At 61.6% G+C, this 26,356-nt stretch carries 29 protein-coding genes; 10 read left to right on the forward strand and 19 right to left on the reverse strand.

Annotated features, from left to right (window positions below; translation table 11 throughout):
• Window positions 1-78: 78 nt before the first annotated feature.
• Both BLV09_RS20045 and BLV09_RS20050 read right to left on the reverse strand, forming a co-directional pair.
• Window positions 79-954 carry a dihydrodipicolinate synthase family protein gene (locus BLV09_RS20045; RefSeq protein ID WP_146688586.1) on the reverse strand — a complete coding sequence of 292 codons (876 nt, stop codon included), beginning with the start codon at window positions 952-954 and terminating at the stop codon, window positions 79-81.
• 192 nt (window positions 955-1,146) lie between these two features.
• Window positions 1,147-2,352 carry a DUF3419 family protein gene (locus BLV09_RS20050; RefSeq protein WP_146688587.1) on the reverse strand — a complete coding sequence of 402 codons (1,206 nt, stop codon included), beginning with the start codon at window positions 2,350-2,352 and terminating at the stop codon, window positions 1,147-1,149.
• Window positions 2,353-2,500: 148 nt separating this feature from the next.
• Here BLV09_RS20050 and BLV09_RS20055 point away from each other — a divergent pair, with 148 nt between their 5' ends.
• Both BLV09_RS20055 and sugE read left to right on the forward strand, forming a co-directional pair.
• Window positions 2,501-3,208, forward strand: coding sequence for a class I SAM-dependent methyltransferase (locus tag BLV09_RS20055; protein ID WP_146688588.1), 708 nt, complete (start codon window positions 2,501-2,503; stop codon window positions 3,206-3,208).
• On the forward strand, window positions 3,205-3,528 hold the full coding sequence (sugE, locus tag BLV09_RS20060) for a quaternary ammonium compound efflux SMR transporter SugE (RefSeq protein ID WP_146688589.1): 324 nt from the start codon (window positions 3,205-3,207) through the stop codon (window positions 3,526-3,528). Before BLV09_RS20055 ends, sugE begins: the two co-directional genes overlap by 4 nt.
• A gap of 7 nt (window positions 3,529-3,535) precedes the next feature.
• Here the strand turns inward: sugE and BLV09_RS20065 are convergent, their stop codons facing one another.
• Window positions 3,536-4,522, reverse strand: a complete 987-nt coding sequence (locus BLV09_RS20065) for a UPF0104 family protein (RefSeq protein ID WP_244548761.1) — start codon at window positions 4,520-4,522, stop codon at window positions 3,536-3,538.
• Window positions 4,523-4,734: 212 nt separating this feature from the next.
• On the opposite strand from BLV09_RS20065, the gene BLV09_RS20070 reads away from it, so the two are divergent.
• Both BLV09_RS20070 and BLV09_RS20075 read left to right on the forward strand, forming a co-directional pair.
• On the forward strand, window positions 4,735-4,956 hold the full coding sequence (locus BLV09_RS20070; protein ID WP_100387207.1) for a hypothetical protein: 222 nt from the start codon (window positions 4,735-4,737) through the stop codon (window positions 4,954-4,956).
• A 271-nt stretch (window positions 4,957-5,227) separates the two neighbouring features.
• Window positions 5,228-5,548, forward strand: coding sequence for a DUF3551 domain-containing protein (locus tag BLV09_RS20075; RefSeq protein ID WP_157810102.1), 321 nt, complete (start codon window positions 5,228-5,230; stop codon window positions 5,546-5,548).
• 90 nt (window positions 5,549-5,638) lie between these two features.
• On the opposite strand, the gene BLV09_RS20080 is transcribed toward BLV09_RS20075, so the two are convergent.
• Window positions 5,639-6,412 carry an acetoacetate decarboxylase gene (locus BLV09_RS20080; protein WP_146688590.1) on the reverse strand — a complete coding sequence of 258 codons (774 nt, stop codon included), beginning with the start codon at window positions 6,410-6,412 and terminating at the stop codon, window positions 5,639-5,641.
• A 242-nt stretch (window positions 6,413-6,654) separates the two neighbouring features.
• On the opposite strand from BLV09_RS20080, the gene BLV09_RS20085 reads away from it, so the two are divergent.
• On the forward strand, window positions 6,655-7,815 hold the full coding sequence (locus BLV09_RS20085; RefSeq protein WP_146688591.1) for a patatin-like phospholipase family protein: 1,161 nt from the start codon (window positions 6,655-6,657) through the stop codon (window positions 7,813-7,815).
• A gap of 79 nt (window positions 7,816-7,894) precedes the next feature.
• On the opposite strand, the gene BLV09_RS20090 is transcribed toward BLV09_RS20085, so the two are convergent.
• The 9 genes from BLV09_RS20090 to phnG are packed head-to-tail and all read right to left on the reverse strand — an operon-like array spanning window position 7,895 to window position 14,848.
• Complete coding sequence (locus BLV09_RS20090) at window positions 7,895-8,506, reverse strand: pyridoxamine 5'-phosphate oxidase family protein (RefSeq protein ID WP_146688592.1); 612 nt, start codon at window positions 8,504-8,506, stop codon at window positions 7,895-7,897.
• Between the two features lie 20 nt (window positions 8,507-8,526).
• Window positions 8,527-9,120 (reverse strand): phosphonate metabolism protein/1,5-bisphosphokinase (PRPP-forming) PhnN, encoded by a 594-nt coding sequence (phnN, locus tag BLV09_RS20095; RefSeq protein ID WP_146688593.1) that lies wholly within the window; start codon window positions 9,118-9,120, stop codon window positions 8,527-8,529.
• Complete coding sequence (locus BLV09_RS20100) at window positions 9,117-10,271, reverse strand: alpha-D-ribose 1-methylphosphonate 5-triphosphate diphosphatase (protein ID WP_146688594.1); 1,155 nt, start codon at window positions 10,269-10,271, stop codon at window positions 9,117-9,119. Before BLV09_RS20100 ends, phnN begins: the two co-directional genes overlap by 4 nt.
• A 15-nt stretch (window positions 10,272-10,286) precedes the next feature.
• Window positions 10,287-10,985 carry a phosphonate C-P lyase system protein PhnL gene (gene phnL, locus BLV09_RS20105; RefSeq protein WP_167558817.1) on the reverse strand — a complete coding sequence of 233 codons (699 nt, stop codon included), beginning with the start codon at window positions 10,983-10,985 and terminating at the stop codon, window positions 10,287-10,289.
• Between the two features lie 8 nt (window positions 10,986-10,993).
• Window positions 10,994-11,785, reverse strand: coding sequence for a phosphonate C-P lyase system protein PhnK (phnK, locus tag BLV09_RS20110; RefSeq protein ID WP_433994432.1), 792 nt, complete (start codon window positions 11,783-11,785; stop codon window positions 10,994-10,996).
• A gap of 1 nt (window position 11,786) precedes the next feature.
• On the reverse strand, window positions 11,787-12,671 hold the full coding sequence (locus tag BLV09_RS20115; RefSeq protein WP_100384136.1) for an alpha-D-ribose 1-methylphosphonate 5-phosphate C-P-lyase PhnJ: 885 nt from the start codon (window positions 12,669-12,671) through the stop codon (window positions 11,787-11,789).
• On the reverse strand, window positions 12,668-13,774 hold the full coding sequence (locus tag BLV09_RS20120; RefSeq protein ID WP_146688597.1) for a carbon-phosphorus lyase complex subunit PhnI: 1,107 nt from the start codon (window positions 13,772-13,774) through the stop codon (window positions 12,668-12,670). Before BLV09_RS20120 ends, BLV09_RS20115 begins: the two co-directional genes overlap by 4 nt.
• A gap of 3 nt (window positions 13,775-13,777) precedes the next feature.
• On the reverse strand, window positions 13,778-14,386 hold the full coding sequence (phnH, locus tag BLV09_RS20125) for a phosphonate C-P lyase system protein PhnH (RefSeq protein ID WP_146688598.1): 609 nt from the start codon (window positions 14,384-14,386) through the stop codon (window positions 13,778-13,780).
• Between the two features lie 3 nt (window positions 14,387-14,389).
• Window positions 14,390-14,848 carry a phosphonate C-P lyase system protein PhnG gene (phnG, locus tag BLV09_RS20130; protein ID WP_146688599.1) on the reverse strand — a complete coding sequence of 153 codons (459 nt, stop codon included), beginning with the start codon at window positions 14,846-14,848 and terminating at the stop codon, window positions 14,390-14,392.
• 118 nt (window positions 14,849-14,966) lie between these two features.
• Here phnG and phnF point away from each other — a divergent pair, with 118 nt between their 5' ends.
• Complete coding sequence (gene phnF, locus BLV09_RS20135; protein ID WP_146688600.1) at window positions 14,967-15,695, forward strand: phosphonate metabolism transcriptional regulator PhnF; 729 nt, start codon at window positions 14,967-14,969, stop codon at window positions 15,693-15,695.
• On the opposite strand, the gene phnE (BLV09_RS20140) is transcribed toward phnF, so the two are convergent.
• The 4 genes from phnE (BLV09_RS20140) to phnC all read right to left on the reverse strand — a co-directional run bounded on the left by phnE (BLV09_RS20140) (window position 15,692) and on the right by phnC (window position 19,343).
• Window positions 15,692-16,540: a phosphonate ABC transporter, permease protein PhnE gene (gene phnE, locus BLV09_RS20140; RefSeq protein ID WP_146688601.1), complete on the reverse strand. Its 849-nt coding sequence runs from the start codon at window positions 16,538-16,540 to the stop codon at window positions 15,692-15,694. The genes phnF and phnE (BLV09_RS20140) overlap by 4 nt on opposite strands.
• On the reverse strand, window positions 16,537-17,421 hold the full coding sequence (gene phnE, locus BLV09_RS20145; protein ID WP_146688602.1) for a phosphonate ABC transporter, permease protein PhnE: 885 nt from the start codon (window positions 17,419-17,421) through the stop codon (window positions 16,537-16,539). The genes phnE (BLV09_RS20140) and phnE (BLV09_RS20145) overlap by 4 nt, the downstream gene beginning before the upstream one ends.
• Window positions 17,422-17,505: 84 nt before the next feature.
• Window positions 17,506-18,438 carry a phosphonate ABC transporter substrate-binding protein gene (gene phnD / locus BLV09_RS20150; RefSeq protein ID WP_100384141.1) on the reverse strand — a complete coding sequence of 311 codons (933 nt, stop codon included), beginning with the start codon at window positions 18,436-18,438 and terminating at the stop codon, window positions 17,506-17,508.
• Window positions 18,439-18,512: 74 nt separating this feature from the next.
• Window positions 18,513-19,343, reverse strand: a complete 831-nt coding sequence (phnC, locus tag BLV09_RS20155; RefSeq protein ID WP_146688603.1) for a phosphonate ABC transporter ATP-binding protein — start codon at window positions 19,341-19,343, stop codon at window positions 18,513-18,515.
• Between the two features lie 187 nt (window positions 19,344-19,530).
• On the opposite strand from phnC, the gene BLV09_RS20160 reads away from it, so the two are divergent.
• The 4 genes from BLV09_RS20160 (at window position 19,531) to BLV09_RS20175 (ending at window position 24,336) form a co-directional block, all read left to right on the forward strand.
• Window positions 19,531-20,196 (forward strand): chloramphenicol acetyltransferase, encoded by a 666-nt coding sequence (locus BLV09_RS20160; RefSeq protein ID WP_146688604.1) that lies wholly within the window; start codon window positions 19,531-19,533, stop codon window positions 20,194-20,196.
• Window positions 20,193-21,386, forward strand: a complete 1,194-nt coding sequence (locus BLV09_RS20165) for an alpha-D-ribose 1-methylphosphonate 5-triphosphate diphosphatase (RefSeq protein ID WP_146688605.1) — start codon at window positions 20,193-20,195, stop codon at window positions 21,384-21,386. The genes BLV09_RS20160 and BLV09_RS20165 overlap by 4 nt, the downstream gene beginning before the upstream one ends.
• 20 nt (window positions 21,387-21,406) lie before the next feature.
• Complete coding sequence (locus BLV09_RS20170) at window positions 21,407-22,114, forward strand: DUF1045 domain-containing protein (RefSeq protein ID WP_146688606.1); 708 nt, start codon at window positions 21,407-21,409, stop codon at window positions 22,112-22,114.
• Window positions 22,115-22,272: 158 nt separating this feature from the next.
• Window positions 22,273-24,336 (forward strand): ATP-dependent helicase, encoded by a 2,064-nt coding sequence (locus tag BLV09_RS20175; RefSeq protein WP_433994433.1) that lies wholly within the window; start codon window positions 22,273-22,275, stop codon window positions 24,334-24,336.
• Between the two features lie 33 nt (window positions 24,337-24,369).
• On the opposite strand, the gene BLV09_RS20180 is transcribed toward BLV09_RS20175, so the two are convergent.
• Together BLV09_RS20180 and BLV09_RS20185 are read right to left on the reverse strand one after the other, a co-directional pair.
• Window positions 24,370-25,038: a metallophosphoesterase gene (locus tag BLV09_RS20180; RefSeq protein WP_146688608.1), complete on the reverse strand. Its 669-nt coding sequence runs from the start codon at window positions 25,036-25,038 to the stop codon at window positions 24,370-24,372.
• A 13-nt stretch (window positions 25,039-25,051) separates the two neighbouring features.
• The gene (locus BLV09_RS20185; RefSeq protein ID WP_197684964.1) at window positions 25,052-26,134 is read right to left on the reverse strand and encodes an isocitrate/isopropylmalate dehydrogenase family protein; all 1,083 of its coding nucleotides are present in this window, start codon (window positions 26,132-26,134) and stop codon (window positions 25,052-25,054) included.
• Between the last annotated feature and the right edge of the window lie 222 nt (window positions 26,135-26,356).

Consider the following 26,356-nt stretch of genomic DNA (forward strand, 5'->3'; position numbering starts at 1 on the left):
ACGACCGTCGGATTCCCGGGTTTGAGGCAAGGCCTCGCCCCGGAACGACGGGCGAACCGCATGCAGCCCGCATGCCAATCAGCCGATATCCCGCAACACCTTCTCGACCGCCTTGCGCTCGTCCGCCGTCAGGGCCGCCTGCGGGGCCACGGGATCGCCGGCGTCGTAGCCCTGGCTCGCAAGGCCGGCCTTGATACAGGCTGCCAGATTGTAGCGCGCAAAGGCTTCGTTGATGCGCCACAACCGACGCTGCAAGGCCATCGCTTCGCCCCAGCGTTCGGCCTTGCAGAGATTATAAAGCTCGACGCTCTGACGCGGGATAAGGCAGGCAGGTCCCGCCATCCAGCCGACCCCGCCGATCAGCATCACCGCCGCCGGGATGTGGGCGGACGCCGAGAACACTTTGATGTTGTCGCCGCAGCGATTCATGATCGACAGCAATCGGCCGGTATTGGTCGAAGCATCCTTGATGTAGCGGATACGCGGATGGGCCGAGAGCCGAGCGATGACGTCGAGCGTCAAATCAGAGCGCTGGAATTGTGGATTGGTGTAGATGACGACGGGAATATCGACCGCGTCCGCGACGGCGCGAAAATAGGATTCGATCTGCGCGTCGGCGAGCGGAAAATACGCTTCCACGATGGCGAGAATGCCGTCGGCGCCGAGCTTCTGATAGGACTTGGCCTGCGCGACCGCATCGGTCGTCGAGGTTGAGACGACGCCGGCAACCACCGGCACGCGGCCTTTGGCGGCCTCGATGGTGGTCTGCACCACGGCCGTGCGCTGCGTATTGTTCAGGTAGGCGAACTCACCGGTCGAGCCGAGCGGCGTCAGTCCATGAACGCCCGACTTGATGAGATCGTCGCAGAGCCTGCCCAGCACTTCGCGGCGGATCTTGCCGTCGGGATCGAGCGGCGAGATGAGATAAGGGAAAACGCCGTGGAAATCGGTCATGGTTGCATCGAGCCTCGGGACTTCGGTCCGGGCACCGATACGCGTTTTTTTAATTGAGGTGAAGCCATCAGGTCAGCGGCCGCCCGGGCAATCGCTGCCGCCAACCTGGAAATCGGCCGCCAAGGGCGCGAAAACACGCTTCGGCGGAGGTCCTAGATTGGGAGCCCGGTCTTCGCAGAACTGGCCGCTCGATCAGCGCCGCGCGTAGCAGTGAAACCCGCCGTAAATTCCGGATCGGTCTCGCGCAAAGCCGACGGCGCTCCGCTCCTCGTCGCGACACCAGACGTGGCGCAGCGATGCAAGCTCGTTGTTTTCCAGCGGGGACTCTTTGCCCGCCGTGCGGAAGATGACGCGGACGTCGTCGCTGCCGGAGCGGTCGATCGCATTCCAAAGCGCTCCAATCTCGTCCGGCGCCATCCAGTCCTGCGAGTCCAGCAACACGACGGCATCGATTTGCCGCGCCGGCAGCGCTTCCAGGAAGTGCCGAAGATTGGCGTGGACGGGAATGATCAGTCCCGCACCGTCGCGCATGCGCTCAAATCGGCTGCGCTGCAAATAAGGTGGCAGGCAGCGGTCGCCGGGTCCGGGATAACGGCGGAGCAGCGCCTGCCACGCGAAATAATTCGTCTCGTTGGGGTGGCCGTTGATCAGGCGCAACAGCCGCTCATAGAGCACTTCGTTGAGCGGCTCGCCTCCTCCCAGCAGGTCTCGCTGCTGAGGCGGAATACCCAGGCTGAACAGCAAGGCGGGAGTCCCGGTAATCAAGCGGGCCAGCGGCGAATGAAACAGGCGATGAAGACGGCCCATCGCCTGGACGCGCTCGGGCGCATCCGGCTTGCCGTTCAGCAACGCCGAGCGATCGATGCGGGCGAATTTCGCCAGCAGGTGCGCAAAGCCGATAAAGCCGCCGAGCATGCCGTGGCGATAGAACCCGTCGGTAAAATAGTCATGCCGTGGACGCCCGATGGCGTTACGCTTGTCCCAGTAGGCGCGCGCCTCCGCGTCGAGCAAGGGCCGCAGCCGGTCGAGATAAAGCTCCGAGTTGGCCGGCGAGGCCGCCTCACCGAAGAATTGCCAGAAATCCTCATAGCTGGAGAAAGCACGAAGGCCCGCAAGCTTGAGCTTAAGCAGCGAAAGGTGCGCTTCGTTGAGATCAACGGCGAAAACCTGGGCGGGCTGGGCCGTGAGATAGGACAGCGCGTTGCAACCGCCGGACGAGATGGTGACGATGGTCGAACCCATCGGCAATCGCAGAGCCGCGAGATCGGCTTCCGGATCCTCCCATATCTGGGTGTACACCAGGCGACGAAACCAGAACGCGAAAAGCCGGTCCCAGACGGTCGATTGATCGTCACTTCTGCTATTGCGAACCGCGTCGGCGATAAGTTGTGTGCTCATCTATTCCCCGAATCAACAATTTGACGAGGATATCGCGGGCTCGCTGCAGTTTTACGACAGACGCACAGATGGAGGCGGAAGACCTGTCACATCCCTGTCGTGCGAACATCGCAAGGAAATAAGCGACACATGCTGCAGGAGTTGATGGATGCCCGCGGTTCCCTCCGACATCAGCGCGAACATCTCATGGCCGGTCGAAGCAACCGATCGCATGAACCGGATGTACCGCCGGCAGCGTCACATCTACGATGGAACGCGGCGATATTACTTGCTCGGTCGCGACCAGATGATCGCCGGTCTTCAGCCTTCCCCAGGCGCGAACATTCTGGAAATCGGCTGCGGAACCGGCCGAAATCTGGTGCTTGCCGCGGGGCTCTACCGGAATGCCCGATTTTTCGGCGTCGATGTTTCGACGGAAATGCTGACGTCGGCGATTACAGCTATTTCGCGCCGGGGTCTGGCGCCCCAGATCCTGGTCGCGCATGGCGACGCAACGGCTTTCGATCCGCAGCTTTTGTTCGGTGTCCCCTGCTTCGATCACATCATGATTTCCTATAGCCTCTCGATGATCCCGAACTGGAGCAAAGTGCTTGAGGCCGCAATCGGCCACCTCAAGCCCGGCGGACGTTTGCACATTGTCGATTTCGGCAAGCAGGAACGGCTGCCCGGCATGGCCCGCGCGCTGCTGTTGCGATGGCTTGCATTATTCGACGTGACGCCGCGCGACGATCTGGAACGGGTACTGTCGAGGGCCGGTGGGGCCTGCGGCGCCGATCTGAAATTCGAACGTCCGTTCCGCGGCTACGCGCAATATGCGGTGTTGACGCTCCCCTTAACACCCTCGGGGCCAAAGTGAGTGCATGGCTCGCACTCGTGGCGGCGGGCCTGTTTGAAGTCGCCTGGGCCTTGGGCTTGAAATATTCCGACGGTCTCACCCGATTCTGGCCGACCGCCGCGACGCTGGTTGCGATCGCACTCAGCTTCGGACTGATGGCGGTGGCGCTTCGGTCGCTGCCGTTCGGCACGGCCTATGCGGTTTGGACCGGGATTGGCGCGGTGGGCAGCATCATCGTTGGAATGATCGTCTACAGCGAGCCCACCGACCCCGTGCGGATTCTCTGCCTGTCATTGATTGTGGCGGGGATGGTTGGACTTAAGCTCAATTCGCCGGTGTGAGAAACCTTCACGACGGTCGCTGCTTCACGCGCAAACTCCTCCACCCTTCCACGGCGCCGAACAGGCCGAGCGCCATCACGAACGGGAGGAAGTGGTACAGGAAGCGGAACATCAGCAACGCCGCGATCAACGGCTCCTTGTCGTCGCCGCCCAGCCCGATCAGGATTGTTGCATCGAATACGCCGAGTCCTGCCGGCGCGTGGCTCGCGAAGCCCAGCAATGTCGCAATGATGAAAACGACCGCGACCTGAAAGATTCCGACATCGGTCCCGGCCGGGATCAGCACATACATCGCCAGCGTCGCAGCGCCGAGATCGAAGATACCGATCACGATCTGCAGCAGCACCATAGGCCCGGATGGCAAACGCACCGGCCACCGCAGCGAACCGAAATGTCTGGGCGATCGCCAGCTCCAGACCACGAAAGCAGCGACTCCCACCAGCAGTGCGGCAGCCAGCCATCGATTGAGCTCCGGTGCGAGATAGTCGATCCGGCTGATGGCCGCGGGCTCGTAAAGCACGCTGAGCCCGAACGCGGTCAGATTGCCGAGCCAGAACGTGAGCCCGGTGAGAAAGCAGATATTTGCCACATCGAGCGCGCCAAGGCCGTTGCACACATAGATCCGGTAGCGGATCACCGGCGAGATCAGCGCAACCGCGCCGACGCCGTGCGCAATCGGGTAGCTGGTAAAGCTCGCCAGCGCCGCGACCCGATATGGAACATCGGCGTGACCGATCGTGCGAAGCGCCAGCACATCGTAAATCGTCAGGCTTCCGTAGGAGGCGGCCACGAGCAGCAATGCCAAGGCAATCACGCCGGAGTTGGTGCGCTCAACGACTGCGAAGACTTCGCCGTAATCGACATGCTTCAATGCATGCGTCAGTGCGAATACAGCCATCGCGACGATGCCGGCACTGATGACGACGCCGAGGCCCTTCAATCGGGCGCTGCTGAATAATGCCTTTTGCAGCAAATGAGTTTTCAGGGTGTGCATCCATTCGGGAAACGACTTCAGTTGTCGTGCCGACTGATTCGGTGCGGGTTGACATCACCCATTGACACGTAGATGTGACAGCGGCGTTACCCGCCATCGTAAACACAGCGATTCCAAATATTTCTGCGGTCGAAATCCCGGCGCATTGCCGTCGCATCGTGTTCACGCTGCCTCGGTAAGACATCCGCGAAATGGCAGCGATTCGAGGAATCATGAACGCGGAATTCGACCACGATCTCTCGCAGGATCAATGGGAAGCGCTGAAGGCGCTTCGCTTGCCGGCATCCAAACGCCGCGCGTTGAATCGATTCATCGTGGAAAGACTCGTCGCGCTTCAGCTTGCCACGATCGCGGACGATTGCCCTGTTATTACCGAGAAGGGCCGCAAGGTTCTGGTCAGAGGTTCCTCGCGATTGTGGGACGTCGCAGCATGAAGTCTTCGCCGACCATGCAGCGATGACATCGTTGTCAGCGATTTCACATTACTGATCGCTATTTTTTTATCGCCTCGTTCGTGAGCGTCACAACGTCGCGAGTGAATCCATCCATCGAACTAATTTCACCGAGCCGTCACCCAACGTCGCTTCAGTGCACCTGTTATCGGAACGATAACGGTTGCGAAGACGGCGCGTTGCCGCTCGCGTGCTTGTCAGACGCTGCACGAGTCTGCTCCGCAATCATCAAAGCAAGAAAATGGAGACAGAAATGAAATTGGTTTCGGGGAAAATCGCGGCGTCAGCGGCGTTCGTGACTCTGGCTGCGTCAGCCGCCATGCTGCCTTCCGCGGCAGACGCAGGCGACTATTGCTACAACTCGGCAACCGGCGGCTCGAGCTGCTCCTATACAAGCATGGAGCAATGCCAAGCGACGGCATCAGGTCGGGGCGCCTGGTGCTCCCACGCCATCGACTGGTCCAAGTTCCCTGGTTATGGCGGCAGTTACGCTTCCTACCCGAAGAAGGGCCGAGGTCGAAAGCCGGTTGCGCCTCCGAGCGACATGCCGCAAAAGGGCGAAGGTGGGCAGTAAGTCATAACAAAGGAGCCCTTCAGACTGATATCGCCTGAAGGGCCCTGAACAACTTGAATGGCAATAGAGAGAGGCCGCGCGGCTTGAGTTTTACTCCGCGGCCTCCGCCAGGTCTTCATCCTCCTTGTTGTAGTCGTAGACCACGCGGCCATAGGGCAATGTCAGGTCGGCGAGGAAATGATGGGCGCCGATCACGCGACGCACCGGAAAGTCAGCCACGGGCGCGTTGACATGCGGCACAAGATGAAGCCGGCCGGGACCGATCCACGATCCCTTGACGACGATGTCAGTCAGGTTGATCGCGACAAGCTGGCAGACTTCCGCCCGGCCATCGACACCGGGAATCAATTTCAGATTGATTTGCGTCTTTGACAGCGTCGCACGTGTCAATTCGCCATCGCCTGCCATGGCTTCGTGCTTGTAACCCATGGTCCCCATGGCGACGAGCTGATTGGCATATTCGAGCGTGCCCGTCAGCGTATCCTTCACCACCTCGAGCTTCGGATGGGCATATTTCTTGGGAAAGCCCCAGATCTCGCGGCCCGCAGCAATCGGCGGATCGTCGTCAAGATACATCTGCGAGACGAAATTGACGTCTTCGCCATTCAGGCGCGCCGGAATCACCAGACCGGACTCGGTATAGCTTCCAAAGCCCGAGCTGTCGGGCATCTTGATCCACTCATAGTGCATCAATGGCTGTTCGATCGGCTCCAGCGGTTCAGGCAGGCCGGCACGGATCAGGTCGGGATCGGTTTCATAGGTGATGACCAGGAATTCGCGATTGACGAAACGATACGGTCCCGCCGGATAGCTCGGGCCCGCCATCGGCATCGACGGAAGCTTCAGGATATCTGCCTTGCGCATCGGATGACCCTCTATTTCCGGTGAATGATCGGGCCGCCCTCAATTGGCAAACCCCAGCGCAAAATTGCTATCGGCGGTGTTTGACAGCGATGTGAAGACGTTTGCTTCCGATTAGGATTACGGACTCAGCCTTTGATGCCGGAAGGCGAGGCCTTCAGGACAAGACATCCTTGTCACAACAGCGTCATCGCATTTTTGAATCCTAGAAGGCGACGATCCACCCCGAATTCGAAGAGCACATCATGGATGCGCGCGCGCCGGATACAGAACTTGCCACCGCGCCGGGCTGGCGACCCGACCGATGCGATCGGATCGCGCTGGTTCTGCAGGGCGGTGGCGCGTTAGGCGCTTATCAGGCGGGCGTCTATCAGGCACTGCACGAAGGGGGCATGGAGCCGGATTGGGTTTGCGGCGTCTCCATCGGCGCGATCAATTCGGCCATCATCGCGGGCAACCGGCCCGAGGATCGTCTGGAAAAGCTTCAGATCTTCTGGGATCGGATCACCGCACGCAAGGTGTGGCATTACACGCCGGACGGCGACATCTATCGCAAAGCCCGCAACCTCACGAGTTCATGGCTGACGACGACGCTGGGCCAGCCCGGCTTCTTCAAGCCGCACGACCTCAATCCGTGGTTAAGCCCCGCCGGCGCGAAAACCGCGACCAGCTATTACGACACCACGCCGCTGCGCGAGACCTTGCTGGAACTGGTCGACTTCGACCTGATCAATGCGCGCAAAATGCACTTTGCGGTCGGCGCCGTTAACGTCCTGACCGGCAACTTCCTGTATTTCGACAACAAGAAAGAAGTGATCGCGCCCGAGCACGTCATGGCCAGCGGCGCGCTGCCGCCCGCGTTGCCGATGGTCAAAATCGGCACCGATCATTTCTGGGATGGCGGTATCGTTTCCAATACGCCGCTGCAGCATCTGCTGGACCAGGACGACAGGAAAAACTCGCTGGTATTCCAGGTCGACCTCTTCAGCGCCCGCGGCCTGTTACCCCGCGATATTCACGAGGTTTTGGCGCGGCACAAGGATATCGTTTATTCCTCGCGCACCCGCTACAACACCGATGTCTATAAGCGCATGAATAATCTGAAAGCGGACTTCTACAAGGCGCTGCTGAAAATCCCGGAAAATCAACTAAGCAACGAGGAACGTGCGACGCGCGATCATTTGGCGCATCTGCCCGGGATGACCATCCTTCAGATGATCTATCAGCAGAGGATCTATGAAGGCGATTCGAAGGACCACGAATTCTCGGCGACTTCGATGCGCGAACATTGGCAAAGCGGTCTGGACGACACGAGGAGAACCCTGCAACGCCGCGATTGGCTGGCGATGCCGGAGGAAGGCATGAGCATCGTCGTGCATGACGTGCACCGCGAGCGGGACTATTGATCGCCGATAGCGTTTTCCAGCGAAGTGCGGAGCGCTTCGCGCGAAGAAAGCGCATCAAAGCGAAAGGCTAAGGCCCGCGTCACCACATCGTCTTTTGCGCCCGCTCCGGCCATTCCCTATCGTAGCTCTCGCCGCCGACCGCGTTATCGCTCATCGAAGCCAGGATCTGTCCCGGCGTCGGCAGGCTTTTGGGATCAACCCGCTTGTCCGGATTCCATAAATCGGACCGCACGATCGCGCGGGCACACTGAAAGTAGATCTCACCCACCGTCATGACGATGACCGTGCGCGGTGCCTTGCCCTCCATCTTGAACGACGCCAGCAGATCCGGGTCCGCCGACACCTGCCCGTGGCCGTTGATGCGCAGCGTGCTGCCGGAGCCCGGAATCAGGAACAGCAGTGCGATCCTGGGATCGCGTACGATATTGCGCAGCGAGTCGATCCGGTTGTTGCCGCGGCGGTCGGGCATCATCAACGTTTTTTCGTCATGCACCCGGACGAAGCCGGGCAGATCGCCACGCGGCGAGCAATCCAGTCCCTCCGGCCCGGATGTCGCCAACGCCGCGAACGGCGATTTGTCGATCAGCACGCGATAGAGCGGCGTGACGCGGTCTGCTACTTTTACCGTGGATGCATCGTTCGGCTGGCCATAGATCGCCTCGAGTTGCTCGACGGTTGCGATATCAGACATGGCTGCCTCCTGGTCTCCGTTTATTCGTCCCAGCGATCGCCTTTGATAATCCGAACGAACTGGCGCGCGTGATATTCGGCGCTGCTGACATTCACGATGGTGATATCGGGTGTTGCTGCAGCATCGACCGTGCGACCGAGCCGTTGATCGATCTTGCCGTCGCTGCTGCGCGCCCGCATCGCAAGCCTTTCGGCAAGAACCTGAGGCGGCGCCGTGATCAAGATCACCGCGACATCGGCGTACGCCTGGCGCATCGCGCCAATGATTGTGCGCGATACGTTGGCAATCACCGTGCGGCCGGCGCGGATATCATCGTCAATCGCGCGCGGCAGCGCGTAGCAATGGCCATGCGCCTCCCAATGCATGGCGTACGCATCGTTCGCGAGCGCCTGCCGGAAGGCATCATGGCTGATTTGCGCATTGTCCTCGGAGGCCGACGCCTCGCGCGTGACCAAGCGGCGCGGAAACACGATGTTGAGATCATCCGCACAGGCAGATCTCGCGAGGCCAAGCAGCGTATCCTTGCCTGCGCCGCTCGGACCCACCACCAGAACAAGCCGGCCCGGACCGATCGCTCGCGGCCGGTGACCGGATGTCGTCAATGTTTCCGTCATGCCACACGCTGCCCTTCCCGCCATGCCGCACGCACCACCGGGACATCGCGCGCAATATGCACGCGGATCAGGTCAGCGCGCTTGCCGACCGCAATCTCGCCGCGATCGGAAAGGCCGACCGCTTCCGCGGGCGTTTTGGTGACGGTGCGGACCGCAGAGGCGAGATCGATCGCGGGCACGCGCTGTGGCAATTGCAGCGCGCCCATCAACAGGCTCGAAGGGATGTAATCGGACGACAGAATGTCCAACAGCCCTTCGCGGGCGAGATCGACTGCGGCGATATTGCCGGAATGCGAGCCGCCGCGCACCACGTTCGGCGCCCCCATCAGAATGCCGATGCCGGCCTGGTGCAAGCCGCGCGCGGCTTCCATCGTGGTCGGAAACTCAGCCACCGAAACCCGGTCGCGGATCGCGTCGGTGACGTTGTCCCCCGTAGTGTCATCATGGCTCGCAAGCGGGATCTCGTGCTGATGCGCCAGTGCCACGATCGCGCGCATATTGGTCGCCGCGTACGCCTTCTGATAGGCGAAGCGCTTTTCAAACAGCACGTCGAGCTCGGCGTCGGTCATCCCGGCGCCCTTGCCGCGGTAATAATCGCGCAGCTTGCCCTCATCGCGAAACTGCCGCTGGCCCGGCGTATGATCCATCAACGACATCAGCCGCACGTCCGGCCGGCCAACGAGCTCCTTGGCCTCCTCGACCACGCTTGGCATCGGGATTTCGCAGCGCAGATGCAGGAAATGATCGGCTCGCAACAGATTGCCGTCGCGCGCGGTCGCGATCGCCTCGGCCAGCAAACCAGCCCGCCCGTCAACCTCCTCGGCGCCATCTTCGCGCCAGACCCGCAGCGAATCCAGCACCGTCGTGATGCCCGATGTCGCGAGCTGCCCGTCATAGGAGATGACGGCGGCGATCGGGTCCCAGAATACTTTTGGGCGCGGCACATAATGGGCTTCCAGATGATCGGTATGCAGTTCGATCAGGCCCGGCATGACCAGATCGCCGCCCGCATCCTCGCTGCCTGCAGGCGCGCTGCCCTCGCCATATTCAGCAACACGGCCATCGGAAAAGGCGATCCAGCCACGTTCGATCACACGGTCCGCCAGAACGATCCTGGCATTGCCAATGACGGTTTCGGACGTTGATTTCATCTTAAAGAGCTTCCTTCATGCCGCCGCCGCGAACGATGTCACGTCGACGATCCGGTCGGCGATCAGATGGCGTATTTCATCGTCGTGGACGATCGCCACCATGGCGACACCCTGACGTTTCTTTTGATCGATCAGATCGACCACGACGGCGCGATTGGCCGCATCGAGCGAGGCGGTCGGCTCATCCAGCAACAAGATCGGCAGGTCGGAAATGAATCCCCGCGCGATGTTGACGCGCTGCTGCTCGCCGCCCGAGAAAGTCGACGGCGGCAACGCCCACAGCCGTTCGGGGATATTGAGGCGGCGCAACAATTGCCCCGCTTGTTCGCGCGCCTCTGCGCGCGCGATCCCGTTCGAGATCAACGGTTCCGCCACCACGTCGATGGTGGCAACGCGAGGCACCGCGCGCAGGAACTGGCTGACATAACCAATGGTGGAACGGCGCACGCTGAGCACTTGCCGCGGCTCGGCTTTGGCAAGATCGATCACCTCGCCCAGATGACGGATGCCGATACGGCCGCTGTCGCAGCGATAATTGCCGAAGATCATCTTCAGGATCGAGGATTTGCCGGCGCCCGATGGTCCCGACAGCACGACGCATTCGCCCGATACGACGTGGAACGAGACGCCGCGCACCACGGGCAGTTCCACCCCGCCCTGCAAATGCATGACAAAACTCTTTTGCGCATGGCTGATATCGATCATTGCGGTCATTGGCGCGCTCATGCCGGTAAAATCGAAGAAACAAGCAGTTGGGTATAGGGCTCGCGTGGATCGTCGAGCACCTGATCGGTCAACCCGGTCTCGATCACGCGGCCACCTTTCATGACCATCACGCGATGGGACAATAGCCGCGCCACGGCGAGATCGTGGGTGACGACGATGGCCGCCAATCCGAGTTCACTGACCAGATTGCGCATCAGGTCGAGCAAGCGCGCCTGTACCGACACGTCGAGGCCGCCGGTCGGTTCGTCCATGAAGACGAGACGCGGCTCGGTCACGAGATTGCGCGCGATCTGCAGCCGCTGACGCATGCCGCCTGAATAAGTTCGTGGTGCATCGTCAATGCGCCCGACATCGATTTCGACGCGCTCTAGCCAGGACGACGCGGTGTCGCGGATCCGGCCGTAGTGGTTCCAGCCCACCGCCATCAACCGCTCGCCGACATTGGCGCCGGCCGACACCGCCATCCGCAAACCTTGCGCCGGATCCTGGTGCACATAGCCCCAGTCGGTGCGAAACAAAAACCGCCGTTCGGCTTCGCCCAACGCGGCGAGGTCACGCATGACGCCGTCGCGCATCCGGTACGATACCCGTCCTGCACTCGGCGCAAGCTGGGCCGACAGCAATTGCAACAGCGTCGACTTGCCCGAACCGGATTCGCCGACGATCGCCAGCACCTCGCCGGAATAGAGCGCAAAGGAAACATCGCGGCAGGCCATCAACCGGCCGTAGGACTTGCCTAAGGCGTCTGCGACCAAGAGCGGCTGATCGTCATTTGCGGCGTTTAGCATCTCAGCCATGCGCCCTCTCCTTGTGCGGCGCCGCACTTTCGCTGCCGCGATGGCCGTTGGCTTGCCGGGTCTCGCAGTAATCGGTATCGGAGCAGACGAACATGCGGCTGCCCTGGTCGTCGGTCACGATTTCATCGAGGTAGGAATCATCGGCGCCGCACAGTGCGCAAGGCGCGTCGAACCGGTAGCGGCTGAACGGATGATCCTCGAAATCGAGCGACACCACGGAGGTATGCGGCGGGATCGCATAGATCCGCTTTTCGCGCCCGGCGCCAAATAGCTGTAACGCGGAGCAATTATCCATCTTCGGATTATCGAATTTCGGCGTCGGCGACGGATCCATCACGTAGCGGGCGTTCACCTTCACCGGATAGGCATAGGAAGTCGCGATATGGCCGAAGCGGGCGATGTCCTCATAGAGCTTGACGTGCATCAATCCATATTCGCCGAGCGCATGCATGCGCCGTGTTTCGGTCTCGCGCGGTTCAAGAAAGCGCAGGGGTTCGGGGATCGGCACCTGATAGACCAGCACCTGGCCCGAATGCAGCGACGCTTCGGGAATCCGATGCCGGGTCTGGATCACGGTCGCATCCGCCGTGCTGGTGGTGGTCGCAACACCGGCGGTCTTGGCGAAGAACTTGCGGATCGAGATCGCGTTGGTGGTGTCGTCGGAGCCCTGATCGATCACCTTCAAGACGTCGTCCGGCCCAAGTATGGCAGCCGTCACCTGCACGCCGCCGGTGCCCCAGCCGTAGGGCATCGGCATCTCGCGGCTGGCGAACGGCACCTGATAGCCGGGAACAGCGATCGCTTTCAGGATCGCACGGCGGATCATCCGCTTGGTCTGTTCGTCCAGATAAGCGAAGTTATAGGTCGGCGCGTTCATTCCGCGGCCTCCTGCAGCGGCGATGAAGCCTCCGCCGCCTCGTTGAATTCCTTGCGCAGCTTGCGCAGCAGGCCGAGTTCGGACTGGAAGTCGACATAATGCGGCAGTTTCAGATGTTCGACGAATCCGGTCGCCTGCACATTGTCGGAATGCGACATCACAAACTCCTCGTCCTGGGCCGGCGCCAAAATTTCTTCGCCAAGCTCGCGGGCGCGCAGGGTGCGATCCACCAGCGCCATCGACATGGTCTTGCGCTCGCTATGCCCGAACGCCAGCCCGTAGCCGCGCGTAAAGCACGGCGCCTCCGTCGCCGAACCCTTGAACTGGTTGACCATCTGGCATTCGGTCAGCGTGATCGAGCCGAGTGGCACCGCAAAGCCGACGTCTTCGGCCATGAATTCCACCTCGACCTCACCGAGCCGGATTTCGCCGGCAAAGGGATGGTTGCGGCCGTAGCCGCGCTGCGAGGAATAACCTAAGGCGAGCAGAAAACCCTCGTCGGCGCGCGCCAGGTTCTGCAGCCGCAGGTCGCGGTCGGCGGGAAAGCTCAGGGGTTCGCGCGTCAGATCACCCACGGGAGCATCGGCATCGGCTTGCGGCGAGGTTTCGATCAGGCCATCGCGGCCGAGGATGTCGGTGACACGCGGCATCACCGTAACGGAGACATCTGATGTCGCGGGCGGCTCGGGAACAAGACCCTCGGCGAGTTGCGGATCGAGCAGCCGATGGGTGTAGTCGAACGTGGGTCCGAGAATCTGGCCGCCCGGGATATCCTTGAACGTCGAGGATATCCGGCGCCGCACGGCCATCTTGCCGGTATCGACCGGCTCGGTGGCGCCGAAGCGCGGCAAGGTGGCGCGAAAGGCCCGGACCAGGAAGATCGCCTCGATCATGTCGCCGCGCGCCTGCTTGATGGCGAGCGCCGCAAGTTCGCGATCGTAAAGCGAGCCTTCGGTCATCACTCGATCGACGCCAAGGCTGAGTTGTTCGGAGATCTGGGCAAGCGAGACCTCCGGAATTTCGCGATTACCGCGGCGCTCATGCGCCAGCAGCCGATGCGCGTTCTCGATGGCGCGTTCGCCTCCCTTGACGGCGACATACATGCGTTAGCCTCCTTTGGCGACAGACCGCGTGGTGCGGGGGATCGCCACAATGCAATCGTCATGAACCAGCACGATATCGATGCCGCGCGGAAACAGCGTGGCGTTGACGGTGAGCCGCTCGAACAGGTCCGAAGGTTCGATCGTCGCCTGCAAGACGGTACTGCCGTCGATGCCCGGGCCGCGCAGTTCAACAGCTTGCCCCTCTGTCAGACTGTCGACTTGAAGGATCAGCGTGGTGGAGCGATCGGGATATTCGTTGCTGCCAAACGCAAAGCGGTTGAGTTGGGGAAGCGCCTTTGCATCGCCGATCAACGCAAAACTGCAGATCGAGGAGTCTGCGACAACAGGCGCGCTGGTGTGGAATTTGAGCCATTTCGATACGTCCGGCGTCTCTGACATCGACGGGTCGAGCCAAAGCGGCGTGTCGTGATCGAACAAGGTGAGCGCGATGGCGGCGATGCCGCGCATCATGCCGGACGGCGCTCCGCTTACAGCAGAAATGCGCTGCACGCTGCCGGGCCGCGCCATCGCATCCATGACAGAGCGAAAGGTATTTTGCGCAGACGCGACCTTGTCGGCAAAACCCGCTGGCATTTCGGCAACTGTTGTCATCGGTTAACCCTCGCCGCGCACCAGCGTGTAGAACTCGACCCGCGTTGCCGCGGTCTCCGCCGCCTTCCGATTTCGTTCGGAGGCAACGGCTGCGCGCAGCGGTGCGAGCACCTGCGCTTCGACAGCGCCGGCATGGTCGGCGCTTTGGATCAGGGCATCGCACAGCGCGATCATGTGCGCCTTCTGCCGGTCGCGGCCGAGTGTGTAGCCAAAGCCGACCTCACCGGTCGCAAGCCGCACCGCCGCGCGCGAGACCGTGGCCTCGCCCAGATTGAACGGCGCGCCCTCGCCACCGACGCGGCCGCGCACCATGACGAGGCCATTTTCCGGCTGGCGCAGATTTTCGTGCGCCGGCAAGGTAATCGCATCAAGCCGCGCGGCAATGTGCGCGACATCGGAATGCGCCAGCACCGCCATCGCCGCCTTGCGTTGCGCCTGCTTGCCATCGTCGTCCATTGCCATGCCTGCAGCCTTGCCTGAATCAAGTTGTCTATGATAATAGACAACTTGCCAGGCTGTGCCAATGAATGTTTCATGACAAAATGATGTTCCCGATGCCTTTTCCCGGCTGTTCCACGCCATGACCACGCAGGAGACCGCGTCCGGCGTGGCCTTGTGGCGGCAGGTCGCCGATGGGATCGAGCGCGGCATCGCCAATGGTAGCTTTGCCGCCGGCGAGAAGCTGCCGGGCGAGATGGAAATTGCCGAGACCTATCGGGTCAACCGTCACACGGTTCGCAGGGCATTGGCGACGCTGGCCGAACGCGGCCTGGTGCGGGCCGAGCGCGGCAGCGGCACCTATGTGGAGGCCACGCGGATCGCCTATCCGCTGCGCTCGCGCACGCGCTTTTCCGAAATCGTCGGCGCCGGCGGCCGCGAGCCGCGCGGTCAGTTGATCGACGCTTCCGAGGAACCGGCGAGCCGCGAACTGGCACGGCAGCTCGGCTTGAAGAGCGGCGCGCCGTTGATCCGGATCGAAGCGTTGCGGCTGGCCGATCGCACGCCCGTCTGCATCAGCACCACGTGGCTCTCCGCGGAACACTTTCCCGGTGCCGGGAGTGTCTTCGCCAGTGCGCGCTCAATGACGAAGCTGCTCGCGCATTACGGCGTTCGCGACTATCGCCGGGCTTCCACCCGGATCACCGCGGCCATCGTCGATGCCACCGACGCCGCGCGGCTGGACCTCGCGCTTGGGCGCCCCATCCTGGTGGTCGACGCCACCGACGTCGATACCGATGGCCAACCGCTCGTCACCAAGCGCTCACGCTTTGCTGCCGAGCGTGTCGAGTTCCTCGTCGAGAACGTTTAGGCGACCGCGCGCGGGCCGATGATGGCGAAGCGGAGCTTGCTTGAGATCCAGTCGATCACGGCGACCGCGATCAGGATCATCAGAATCAGGAACGACACTTTTTGCCATTCCAGCACGCGGATCTGTTCGGCCAGTTGCAGGCCAATACCGCCTGCGCCGACAATGCCGATAATGGTCGCCGAACGGGTGTTCGACTCGATAAAATAAAGCACCTGTCCTGCGATGACGGGAAACACCTGCGGCATCAGGCCAAAGCGTATCTCGTGCAGCGCATTGCCGCCGACGGCGCGAATGCCTTCGACCTGCTTGCGGTCCGCGCCTTCGATGGCCTCGGAGAACAGCTTGCCCAGCGCGCCAAAATCCGACACGGCGATGGCGAGCACGCCGGCGAACGGGCCAAGACCGACGACGTTGATCCAGACCAGCGCCCAGATCAGCGTATCGACGCCACGGATGGTATCGAGGAAACGGCGAATGGGAAAACGGAAGATATTCGACGGTACGATGTTCTTTGCTGCCAGCAGGCTGACCGGCAGCGCGAACACGGCGGCAAGCGTGGTGCCCAATAGCGCGATCGACAGGGTTTCGCCGAGCGCGTTCATGTAGGTCGGCAGTGACGAGCCCGGATTGGGCGGCAGCATCATCAGCGTGATCCAGCCCAGCTCGTGAAAGCCGTTCAGCATGCGCAAGGGCGAGAAGCCAAGGTGAACCAGGCCAAATACGAAAATCGCAAATACAACGAGCAGCATCACGGGCCATGCAAGCCGCGCCGACGCCGGCCGCTCGAAGATGTCCGGATATCGCGCGCGCAGTCCCTCGGGCTCCAGCATTGAGAGCTTGCTCATGCGCGACGATCCCCGCCAAACAACCGCCCGCGTATCCAGCCCGTGCTGATGTCGATGACGAAGACGGTGAGAACGACCATCAGCAGGATGGCGCTCACATCCGAGTAGTAGAACTTGCGGATCGCCGTGATGAGCTCCAGCCCGATGCCGCCGGCGCCGACGAAACCCATTACCGAGGCGCTACGCACATTGATTTCAAAGCGCAGCAGTGTGTAACTGGCAAAGCCTGCAGCCACCTGCGGCAGCACCGCAAACCGCATGCACGATATCCAGCTTGCACCGGTGGATCGCAGGCCTTCAACCGGCTTCATATCGATATTCTCGACCATCTCGGCATATTGCTTGCCGAGCGCGCCGATGGAATGAATCGTAATCGCGAGAACGCCGGCCATCGGGCCAAGGCCGAACGCGATAACAAAGATCAGGGCGAAAACAATATCGGGAACCGTCCGGCAGAATTCCAACAGCCGCTTGATGATGAAGCGCAGCCGGGGGCCAGGCGAGGTATTTTCAGCCGCGAAAAAATTGAACGCGAAACCCAGCACCGCGCCGGACAGCGTGCCGACATAGCTGATCAGGATCGTCTCACCCAGCAGCAGCGACCATTTCCGCCAGCCCCACAACCACTCCGGAATATTGGTCCACACCCGCCTGCCGTCATCGAGCGTCAGAATACGGTCGAAATAGCTGACGAAATGCCCGAAATAAGTGAACAGCGTCCTTAAGTTCACCTCCGCCCCGATCGCGGCAATGATGAGTGCGGCGCAGAACACAGCCGTGGCAAGCGTGAAGCGCAGCCGCCGCCGGGCGACCGCCTTGCCATAGGCTTCGCTGAGCGCGGCCAGTTGCTGACCGGGAAGGATGGATACGGCTGCTGTCATGGTGGCGGTAGCTTTAGCGCCTTGTGCCAGGCAAAAATAAAAGAGCCGGGTCGGTGGACCCGGCTCTCGTGTCGCGTTCCGCGATCAGGATGCCTTCTTGCGCAGATTGTCGACGAACTTAATCAGCTCGATGGTCTTGTTGTAGTCGTCGTTGGTGACCGTCTGCCACGGCAGGTTCTTGCCGTCGGAAAGCTTCTTGAAAGCTTCCTTGTCCTTTTCCGATGCATCGAGGAACGCCTTCTTGATTGCGGCCTTCATATCCTCGGGCAAGTCGCTCAGATAGGCATAGGGCGAATTGATGATGAGATCGGACTTCACGATGATGCGGAAGTCTTCTTTCTTCAGCGGCGTACCGTCGCTCGACTTGACCATGTTCTTTGAGAGCATGCGCGTCAGGTTGGAATCGTCATCGGCGTTCCACCAATTGGCGCAAACGTCGACGGTGCCCTGCGCCAGCGCCAGCACGGCGTTCTCATGGCTGCCGGTGAACACCACCTGCGAGAAGAATGTATCGGGATCGATGCCCATCTGATTCATCTTGAAGCGGGGCATGTTGTTGCCGGAGGTCGAGTTGGGATCGACCAGGCCGAGGTTCTTGCCCTTGAGGTCCTCGATCTTTTGATAGGGGCTCTTGGCGAGAACGTAGAACACCGAATAGTAGCCTTTGGAGCCGTCGGAATTGACGTCGATCACAAAGGCGTCGGTCTTGACACCGGTAAGGCGGGCGCGGGCAAACGACGCCGGTCCGTAGTAGCCGATCTGGATGTTGCCGGCGCGCTGCCCTTCGATGACCGCGGCATAGTCGTTGGCGACGCGCAGCGTGACCTTGATGCCGAGTTCCTTCGACAGATAGTTCACGAACGGCGTGTAGCGCTCGGTGACTCCCGAGCCATTCTCGGCCGGAATAACCGCGAAGGTGATTTCCGGGTATTTGGCTTTCCAATCTTCCGCTGACGTCGCGGTACGGACAAAGGCCAGCGACGCTGCGCTGGCAAGAACGGTACGACGAGTGATCATGATCAAGTTCCCTCTGGTGGTACGCTATCGGCCGATGGCGGGCTTGCGATGGCCGCGTTGGATAGTCGCGCTTCTCAGGCCGCGGCTGCGGTGCCGAGAACCGGAACGGTTGCATCGTCGGGCAGGTGCGACGGCGCGCTGCCCATCACTTCGCCACCCATGACTTCATTGGCTTCGAGATCGTACAGTTCGCGCGCGATATGGTCGGTCAGCGTCGCCGGCGCGCCGTCGAACACCACGCGGCCGGCCGACATGCCGATCAGACGGTCGCAATAACCGCGCGCCAGTTCGAGCGAATGTAGGTTGCACAGAATCGTAATTCCGAAATGCTTGTTGATGCGCAGCAGCGCATCCATCACGATCTTGGTGTTGCGCGGATCGAGCGAGGCGATCGGCTCGTCGGCGAGAATGATATCCGGCTGCTGGACCAGCGCGCGGGCGATCGCGACGCGCTGCTGCTGGCCGCCCGAAAGCTGGTCGGCGCGCTGCGCGGCGAGGGAAGCCATGTCGAACTGCTCGAGCGCCGACATCGCCAGCGCCTTGTCCGCTTCCGGCCAAAGCTGCGCCAGCGATCGCCACGCCGGGATTTCGGCCAACCGGCCCATCAGCACGTTGGTCAGGACATCGAGCCGGCCCACCAGATTGAATTGCTGGAAGATCATCGCCGACCGCGCACGCCATTGCCTCAAGCTTCTGCCGTGCAGCGCCGTCACGTCAAGATCATCGAACAGGATTCGTCCCGAGGTCGGTTCGGCAAGGCGGTTGACCATCCGCAGCAGCGTCGATTTGCCGGCGCCGGACCTTCCGATCACACCGACAAAGCTGCCCGGCCCGACCGAGAACGACGCATTGTCGACCGCGGACTTCGTGCCGAAACGGCACGTCAAACCTTCCACCACCAACATGCAATGCTCCAACGTAGCCGTGGACCATCGCTAACGACTGAATTTTACACTTGTGTGACAGTCACGCTGCGGTGCGGCAATCGTCCACACCCGAGACGACGTCATCCATCCGTCATGCTGTTGTCACGAAGCCCATTGATGACGTGCAGGCTTTTGGTAAACCCGTATCGTTTTTGTGAAAGCTCGCATGGCCGGCAAAATGCTCTCCGTTGACCCGACGGTCGATCCCACCGCGAAAATCCAGGACGCCCGGCTGGGCGTCTATTGCGAAGTCGGCGCCCGGACGAGCCTGCTCGACGTGGTGATGGGCGATTACTCCTATGTCGTGAATGACTCCCAGATCACCTATACGACGATCGGAAAGTTCTGCTCGATCGCGGCGATGACCCGGATCAACCCCGGCAATCACCCCATGCACCGAGCCACGCAGGCGCATTTCACCTATCGCGCCAGCGCCTATTTTCCGGGCGAGAGCGACGATGCCGAATTCTTTGAGTGGCGTCGCGCGCATCGCGTCCATATCGACCATGACGTCTGGATCGGACACGGCGCCATCGTGCTGCCGGGCCGCAACATCGGCACCGGCGCCGTGGTGGCGGCTGGTGCCATCGTGACCAAGGACGTCCCGGCCTACAGCATCGTCGGGGGAAATCCGGCACGCCCGATCAAGCAGCGGTTTCCGCAAGCCGTCGCCGATCGATTGGCGGCGCTTGCGTGGTGGGACTGGGATCACGAAACGCTGCGCAGCGCGCTGCCTGATTTCCGCAAACTGGCTGTCGAGGAATTTCTCGAAAAATATGAGGCGATGAGCTCAAAGCTTTCGCCTGCTCAACAACGAAGGGCCGCGTCTTGACCGAGATTTTCATCGAAGGCGGCCGGACGCTTCTCGGCGGAGAGATTTGCGAGGCTTCACTGCAGATTTCAGACGGCAAAATCAGCGCCGTGGATTCCGAGCGTGGTCGCCGCTCGCTTGGCATCGATGCCGGCGGTCTTCTGGTGCTGCCGGGCATTATCGATCTGCACGGCGATGCCTTCGAACGCCAGATGATGCCTCGCCCGGGTGTCGATTTTCCCGTCGACGTGGCTCTGATCGACAGTGACCGGCAGGCCACCGCCAACGGCATCACCACGGTCTTCCACGCCACGACATGGTCCTGGGAGCCAGGTCTGCGCAGCGCCGGCAACGCGCGGCAATTGCTCGAGGCCATCGAGGCCTTGAGACCGCAACTCGCCGCCGATACCCGCTTCCACCTGCGGCATGAGACCTACAATCTCGATGCCGAAGCTGAAATTTGTCAGTGGCTGTCCGAGGGACGAATCGATCTGCTCGCGTTCAACGACCACATGGATTCGACCGTTGCGAGCCTCGCCAAGCCGCAGAAGCGCAACCGCATGGTCGAACGCACCGGTCTTTCCAACCAGGAGTTCGATGCGCTGGTGGAGCGCGTGGTTTGCCGCGCCCAGGACGTGCCGGCTTCGATCGCGCGATTGGCCAAGGCCGCGCGCGACGCCAACATCCGCACGCTGTCGCATGACGACGACACGCCCGACATGCGAAAGGCTTTTCGCGCGCAGGGCATCGCCATCGCCGAATTTCCGGTCAATGAGGAAACGGCGCGTGAAGCAGCCGAGGGCGGCGATTTCATCGTGTTCGGTGCGCCGAATGTGGTGCGCGGCGGCAGCCACACCGGCTGGACCAAGGCCAGCGACATGATCGAAAAGGGCTTATGCTCGGTCCTCGCTTCCGATTATTACTATCCGGCGCAATTGCTGGCCGCTTTTCGCCTGGCCGCCGACGGTGTGCTGCCCTTGCCTCGAGCCTGGGATCTGATTTCGGCCGCGCCTGCCCGCGCTGCGGGTCTTGCCGATCGCGGCGTTCTCGCGCCCGGCCATCGCGCCGATATCATCCTTGTCGATGACGAAAAGCCGCTGAGGCCGCGCCTTGTTGCCGTGATCGCCGCCGGCCGCCTGGTTCACATGACCGATACGCACCGCTTGATTCGGTCTTCGGTCGCGCCGCGCAAGGCAGTTGCGGTCGCGTGAGCCGGCTCTATTCTTGACTCATGACCGATACCCCCCGCTACGCGATCTATTATGCCCCGGCGCCCGGCAGTGAGCTCGATCGCTTCGGCGCCCATTTGCTCGGCTACGATACCTCCAGCGGCAAGGAACTGCCGTTTGCTGATGGCATCGAGCAGATGGCGCCGGATTGGCGGGAGCTAACCCAGGATCCGCGCAAATATGGCTTTCACGCTACGCTGAAAGCGCCGATGGCTCTGGCTGACGGCAAAACCGAAGCTGAACTGCTCGCAGCCGGCGAAGCATTCGCAAGCACCCCTCGACCGATTCCGGTCATCAAACCGGTCGTCAATTCGATCAGCGGATTTCTGGCTATCGTGCCTGCCGACCTTTCGGCTGAACTTGCCCGACTCGCCGCCGATTGCGTCCGTGAATTCGATTCATTCCGCACGCCGCTCACGCCGGAAGATCGAGCACGGCGAAATCCCGCCAAGCTGACGCCGAGGCAGCGGGAGTATCTCGATCACTGGGGATACCCCTACGTGATGGAGGAGTTTCGCTTCCACATGACGCTGACGGGAAGGCTTCCGCCCGAGCGGCGCGAGACGATCCTGCCGACGTTAAAAAGGCGATTTGTCACGCTCGAAATGACAACGCTTGCGCTCGACAGCATCGCCGTGTTCCGGCAGGACGACGCGGCGGCGCGGTTCCGAATCATTGGTCGCTGGCCATTGGCCGGCGATACGCGATAGGCCCGCCCGTCCCGCCAGCCCTGTTCTTGATTTGTTTATCGTTCGATGAGAACGTCGCGCGAACGTGCTGCCATCGATGAGTCGCTCAAAAACGACGATCTCATTCCGGTTCCAGATGAAATTGCCGCGCATCGCGCATGCGAGGGGGACGATCCGTGCTGGCAGCTATTGCCGCTCCATATCTTGATTCGCTCAATCCGGAGCAGCGGCGCGCGGTCGAGCACGGGGTAACCGCCGATGGCCACGTCGGCGCACCTTTGCTGGTGATTGCAGGCGCCGGCTCCGGCAAGACCAACACCCTCGCCCATCGCGTGGCGCATCTCATCGTCAACAACGCCGATCCGCGCCGAATCCTGCTGATGACCTTTTCACGGCGCGCGGCTGCCGAGATGGCCCGCCGCGTCGAGCACATCGCGCGCAAGGTGCTGGGCGACAACGCCGGTGTCATGACCGACGCTCTCAGCTGGGCTGGAACCTTCCATGGCATCGGCGCGCGACTGTTGCGCGAATATGCCGAGCAGATCGGGATCGATCCGGCTTTCACGATCCACGACCGCGAGGACTCAGCCGACCTGATGAACCTGGTGCGGCACGAACTCGGGCTGTCCAAGACCGAACGACGGTTTCCGACCAAAGGTACTTGCGTTGCGATCTACTCGCGCTGCGTGAACGCCGAGACCTCGATAGAGCAAGTGCTCGGACAGTTCTTTCCGTGGTGCTCGGGCTGGAGCAGCGAACTCAAGCAATTGTTCGCCGCCTATGTCGAAGCCAAACAAAAACAGAACGTCCTCGACTATGACGATCTTCTGCTCTACTGGGCGCAGATGATGTCGGATGCGGCTATCGCGGACGACGTCGGCTCGCGATTCGATCATGTTCTCGTCGACGAATACCAGGACACGAATCGCTTGCAGTCCTCGATCCTGCTGGCGCTGCGGCCGAGCGGCCGCGGGCTAACGGTGGTCGGCGACGACGCGCAATCGATCTACTCGTTCCGGGCCGCCACCGTACGCAACATCCTGGAATTCCCGGATCAATTCAAGCCGCGGGCCGAGATCGTCACGCTCGACCGCAACTACCGCTCGACCCAGCCGATCCTGGCGGCCGCGAACGGCGTGATCGATCTCGCCAAGGAGAGATTCACCAAGAACCTCTGGACCGAACGTCCGTCATCCGCAAAACCTCGGCTTGTCACAGTCCGCGACGAGGCGGACCAGGCCCGCTACATTGTCGAGCGGGTGCTGGAGAACCGCGAAAGCGGCACGCTTCTCAAGCAGCAGGCCGTGCTGTTTCGCACGTCGTCGCACAGTGGCCCGCTGGAAGTCGAACTGACCCGCCGCAACATTCCTTTCGTCAAGTTCGGCGGCCTGAAGTTTCTTGACGCCGCCCATGTCAAGGACATGCTGGCACTGCTGCGTTTTATCGAAAATCCGCGCGACCGCGTCGCGGGCTTCAGGGTTCTTCATCTGCTTCCAGGCGTCGGCCCCGCTTCGGCGCAGCGCGTGCTCGATCACATGGCGGAAACGTCAGATCCGGTCGGCGCGCTCTGCAATCTGCCATCCCCGCCGCGTGCCGGAACCGATTGGAGTGCTTTCGTCGAGGCGGTTGCCAACCTGCGCTATTCAGAATGGCCCGCCGATATCGAGCGGGCGCGGCTGTGGTACGAGCCGCATCTCGATCGCATCCACGAGGATGCCGAAACGCGGCGGGCTGACCTTATCCAGCTTGAGCAGATCGCCAGCGGCTATCCGTCGCGAGAGCGCTTTCTCACCGAACTCACGCTCGATCCGCCGGACGCAACCAGCGACCAGGCTGGCGTTCCCCTGCTCGACGAGGATTATCTGATCCTGTCCACGATCCATTCCGCCAAGGGGCAGGAGTGGAAGTCGGTCTATATGTTGAACGTCGTCGATGGCTGCATGCCCTCCGATCTCGGCGCCGGGACCTCTGCCGAACTCGAAGAAGAGCGGCGTCTGCTCTATGTCGGAATGACGCGCGCCAAGGATGATCTGCACCTTGTCGTGCCGCAGCGCTTCTTCACGCACGGCCAGCACGCCAAGGGCGACCGGCACGTTTATGCCGCACGGACCCGGTTCATTCCCGATCGATTGCTCGGGCTGTTCGAACGCACCACCTGGCCGGCCTTTGCCGCGAGCCCTGCTGCGCGCAACACGGGCCCGAGAATGGACATTGGTGCGCGAATGCGCGGCATGTGGCGATGAGACATACGCAGCCAGCGATGGATCTAGCTCCGGCTAACTGCTCGGCGGTCCTGATACCCTGATAAAGTCGATCGGCCCGCCGGGCTTGTCGTCGTCGAACACTGCGATCACCAGTCGACCGGTGCGCCATGCGCGCGTGTCAAGATTGGTTCGTCCCTGATACAGTTTCGGACCATCCGGAAAGGAATCGTGGCCATGGACAACGTGGCGATCGCCGAAGCCGGCGGCAAATCCTTCCGGATAGCGCTTCCATAGCAGCGTCCTTTCGGTTTGCTGATCGAGCGGCACATCCGGATCGAGGCCGGCATGCACATAAATTCGATGGCGATCGATGTGCATCAACAGCAGCCGGTCCAGCCATTCGATATCGGCCGGAGGCACATTCGAAGGGGCGCCGCCATAAGACCGTATCGCCATATCGCCGCCCCGCTCCAGCCACCACGCCATTTTGGACGAATGGCGCAGCGCCTCGACCATCATGATATCATGATTGCCTTTGAGCGTGACCAACGACCACCCCGGCGCGGGCTCATGCCGCAGCAAATCAATAACCCCTTTGCTATCCGGCCCCTTATCGACGTAATCGCCGAGCGCGATGATCGTGCCGGCCTGCCCGCGCGCATGCGCGACGATTCCGGCGAGACCGTCGCGGAGCAGGTCCGCCCTGCCGTGAATGTCCGGAATAACGTAGGTGAAACCCATCAGAGGCTCCGTCTTACGCCTTCAACGTGGACGAAGCCTGCATCTTCTCGATCACCGCCTGGGTAAATGCTTTTGTCCCGAGCGTTCCGCCGAGATCCTTTGTCCGGGTTTTGGGATCGTCGATGGTGCTATCCAATGCCTGACGGATTTGTTTCGCGGCCGACAGCAAATCGGAGCGATCGCGCCGCGCGCCCAACCAATCCAGCATCATCGAGCTGGACGCGATCAGCGCGTAGGGATTTGCCAGATCTTTTCCGGCAATCGAAGGCGCCGAGCCATGCTGCGCCTGGGCAACCGCGTAGGTCTTGCCGAGATTCAATGACGCGCCCAAACCGAGACTGCCGGCCAATTCCGATGCCTCGTCGGAGAGGATATCTCCGAACATGTTCGTCGCCACGATGACGTCGAACTGGCTGGCGTCCCGCACCAGCAGCGCTGCCATGGCGTCCACAAGCTGCTCCTCATAAGCGACCTCCGGAAAGCGTTGCGCGACTTCGCGCACGACACTGAGAAACAAGCCGTCGGAGATGCGCAACACGTTGGCCTTGTGCACGGCCGTCACCTTGTTACGTCGGAGCCGCGCCAGCCGGAATGCCTCTTCCGCGATTCTTTCGCTGGCGGCGCGCGTGACCTTGCGCGTTGACAGCGCAATGTCAGGCGTCGGCATGTATTCGCCCGGGCCGGCAAACATCGAGCGGTCGGCGTAAAAACCTTCGGTGTTCTCCCGCACGATCACGAGATCGAACGGCACACGGCTCGGATAAGGCACGGCATCCCGCGTGAACGCCGGCCGTATGTTGGCGAAGAGATCAAGGTGCTTGCGGAGCTCACCGGACGGATTCAACCCGCCCTCGGCGATCGCTGGATATTCGTTGTGCGATACCGGGCCGAGAACCACGCCCTCGCACGCCCGCGCCAGATCCAGCGTGCGCGGCGGGAACGTTGTCCCCTCCGCTTTCAAGGCGTCAAATCCGATCGTGGCCCGATCATACTCGATATTGAGGCCGAACAATTTGTCGGCGGCGGCGAGAACATCAACCGTGGCCCGCGTAATCTCCGGTCCGATCCCGTCGCCTTCGAGGACCAGTACTTTCAAAGCTGAATTGCGTCCGTTGGCTTGCTGATTAGGCCGTCTGTCCGGCTTGTCTAATGGGTTCGACACACGATTCTCCGGCGAGACCGGCATCGGGCGATGCCATTAGCTCGCCCGATCCTGCACGTCCGTATTTTCGTATGCCGGTTGCGGCAATACAAGCCCGGCCAGCAACATAGCCAGCTCGCCAAGAACCTCGCAATCCGCGATCAAGCCCCGCTCAGG

It is taken from the genome of Bradyrhizobium canariense (assembly GCF_900105125.1).
Lineage (GTDB): Bacteria > Pseudomonadota > Alphaproteobacteria > Rhizobiales > Xanthobacteraceae > Bradyrhizobium > Bradyrhizobium canariense_A.

What these genes read in the sequence shown, in the direction of transcription:
- BLV09_RS20055 (WP_146688588.1), top strand. Translation starts at nt 2,501, where the DNA reads ATGCCCGCGGTTCCCTCCGACATCAGCGCGAACATCTCATGGCCGGTC.
- BLV09_RS20100 (WP_146688594.1), bottom strand. Translation starts at nt 10,271, where the DNA reads ATGAAATCAACGTCCGAAACCGTCATTGGCAATGCCAGGATCGTTCTG.
- BLV09_RS20080 (WP_146688590.1), bottom strand. Translation starts at nt 6,412, where the DNA reads ATGCGCAAGGCAGATATCCTGAAGCTTCCGTCGATGCCGATGGCGGGC.
- phnH (WP_146688598.1), bottom strand. Translation starts at nt 14,386, where the DNA reads ATGACAACAGTTGCCGAAATGCCAGCGGGTTTTGCCGACAAGGTCGCG.
- BLV09_RS20065 (WP_244548761.1), bottom strand. Translation starts at nt 4,522, where the DNA reads ATGCACACCCTGAAAACTCATTTGCTGCAAAAGGCATTATTCAGCAGC.
- BLV09_RS20050 (WP_146688587.1), bottom strand. Translation starts at nt 2,352, where the DNA reads ATGAGCACACAACTTATCGCCGACGCGGTTCGCAATAGCAGAAGTGAC.
- phnN (WP_146688593.1), bottom strand. Translation starts at nt 9,120, where the DNA reads ATGACGGAAACATTGACGACATCCGGTCACCGGCCGCGAGCGATCGGT.
- phnE (WP_146688601.1), bottom strand. Translation starts at nt 16,540, where the DNA reads ATGAGCAAGCTCTCAATGCTGGAGCCCGAGGGACTGCGCGCGCGATAT.
- BLV09_RS20160 (WP_146688604.1), top strand. Translation starts at nt 19,531, where the DNA reads ATGGCCGGCAAAATGCTCTCCGTTGACCCGACGGTCGATCCCACCGCG.
- phnD (WP_100384141.1), bottom strand. Translation starts at nt 18,438, where the DNA reads ATGATCACTCGTCGTACCGTTCTTGCCAGCGCAGCGTCGCTGGCCTTT.
- BLV09_RS20045 (WP_146688586.1), bottom strand. Translation starts at nt 954, where the DNA reads ATGACCGATTTCCACGGCGTTTTCCCTTATCTCATCTCGCCGCTCGAT.
- phnG (WP_146688599.1), bottom strand. Translation starts at nt 14,848, where the DNA reads ATGGCAATGGACGACGATGGCAAGCAGGCGCAACGCAAGGCGGCGATG.
- phnE (WP_146688602.1), bottom strand. Translation starts at nt 17,421, where the DNA reads ATGACAGCAGCCGTATCCATCCTTCCCGGTCAGCAACTGGCCGCGCTC.
- BLV09_RS20120 (WP_146688597.1), bottom strand. Translation starts at nt 13,774, where the DNA reads ATGTATGTCGCCGTCAAGGGAGGCGAACGCGCCATCGAGAACGCGCAT.
- BLV09_RS20085 (WP_146688591.1), top strand. Translation starts at nt 6,655, where the DNA reads ATGGATGCGCGCGCGCCGGATACAGAACTTGCCACCGCGCCGGGCTGG.
- BLV09_RS20115 (WP_100384136.1), bottom strand. Translation starts at nt 12,671, where the DNA reads ATGAACGCGCCGACCTATAACTTCGCTTATCTGGACGAACAGACCAAG.
- BLV09_RS20090 (WP_146688592.1), bottom strand. Translation starts at nt 8,506, where the DNA reads ATGTCTGATATCGCAACCGTCGAGCAACTCGAGGCGATCTATGGCCAG.
- BLV09_RS20180 (WP_146688608.1), bottom strand. Translation starts at nt 25,038, where the DNA reads ATGGGTTTCACCTACGTTATTCCGGACATTCACGGCAGGGCGGACCTG.
- phnC (WP_146688603.1), bottom strand. Translation starts at nt 19,343, where the DNA reads ATGTTGGTGGTGGAAGGTTTGACGTGCCGTTTCGGCACGAAGTCCGCG.
- BLV09_RS20075 (WP_157810102.1), top strand. Translation starts at nt 5,228, where the DNA reads ATGAAATTGGTTTCGGGGAAAATCGCGGCGTCAGCGGCGTTCGTGACT.
- phnF (WP_146688600.1), top strand. Translation starts at nt 14,967, where the DNA reads ATGACCACGCAGGAGACCGCGTCCGGCGTGGCCTTGTGGCGGCAGGTC.
- phnK (WP_433994432.1), bottom strand. Translation starts at nt 11,785, where the DNA reads ATGCTAAACGCCGCAAATGACGATCAGCCGCTCTTGGTCGCAGACGCC.
- BLV09_RS20170 (WP_146688606.1), top strand. Translation starts at nt 21,407, where the DNA reads ATGACCGATACCCCCCGCTACGCGATCTATTATGCCCCGGCGCCCGGC.
- phnL (WP_167558817.1), bottom strand. Translation starts at nt 10,985, where the DNA reads ATGACCGCAATGATCGATATCAGCCATGCGCAAAAGAGTTTTGTCATG.
- BLV09_RS20070 (WP_100387207.1), top strand. Translation starts at nt 4,735, where the DNA reads ATGAACGCGGAATTCGACCACGATCTCTCGCAGGATCAATGGGAAGCG.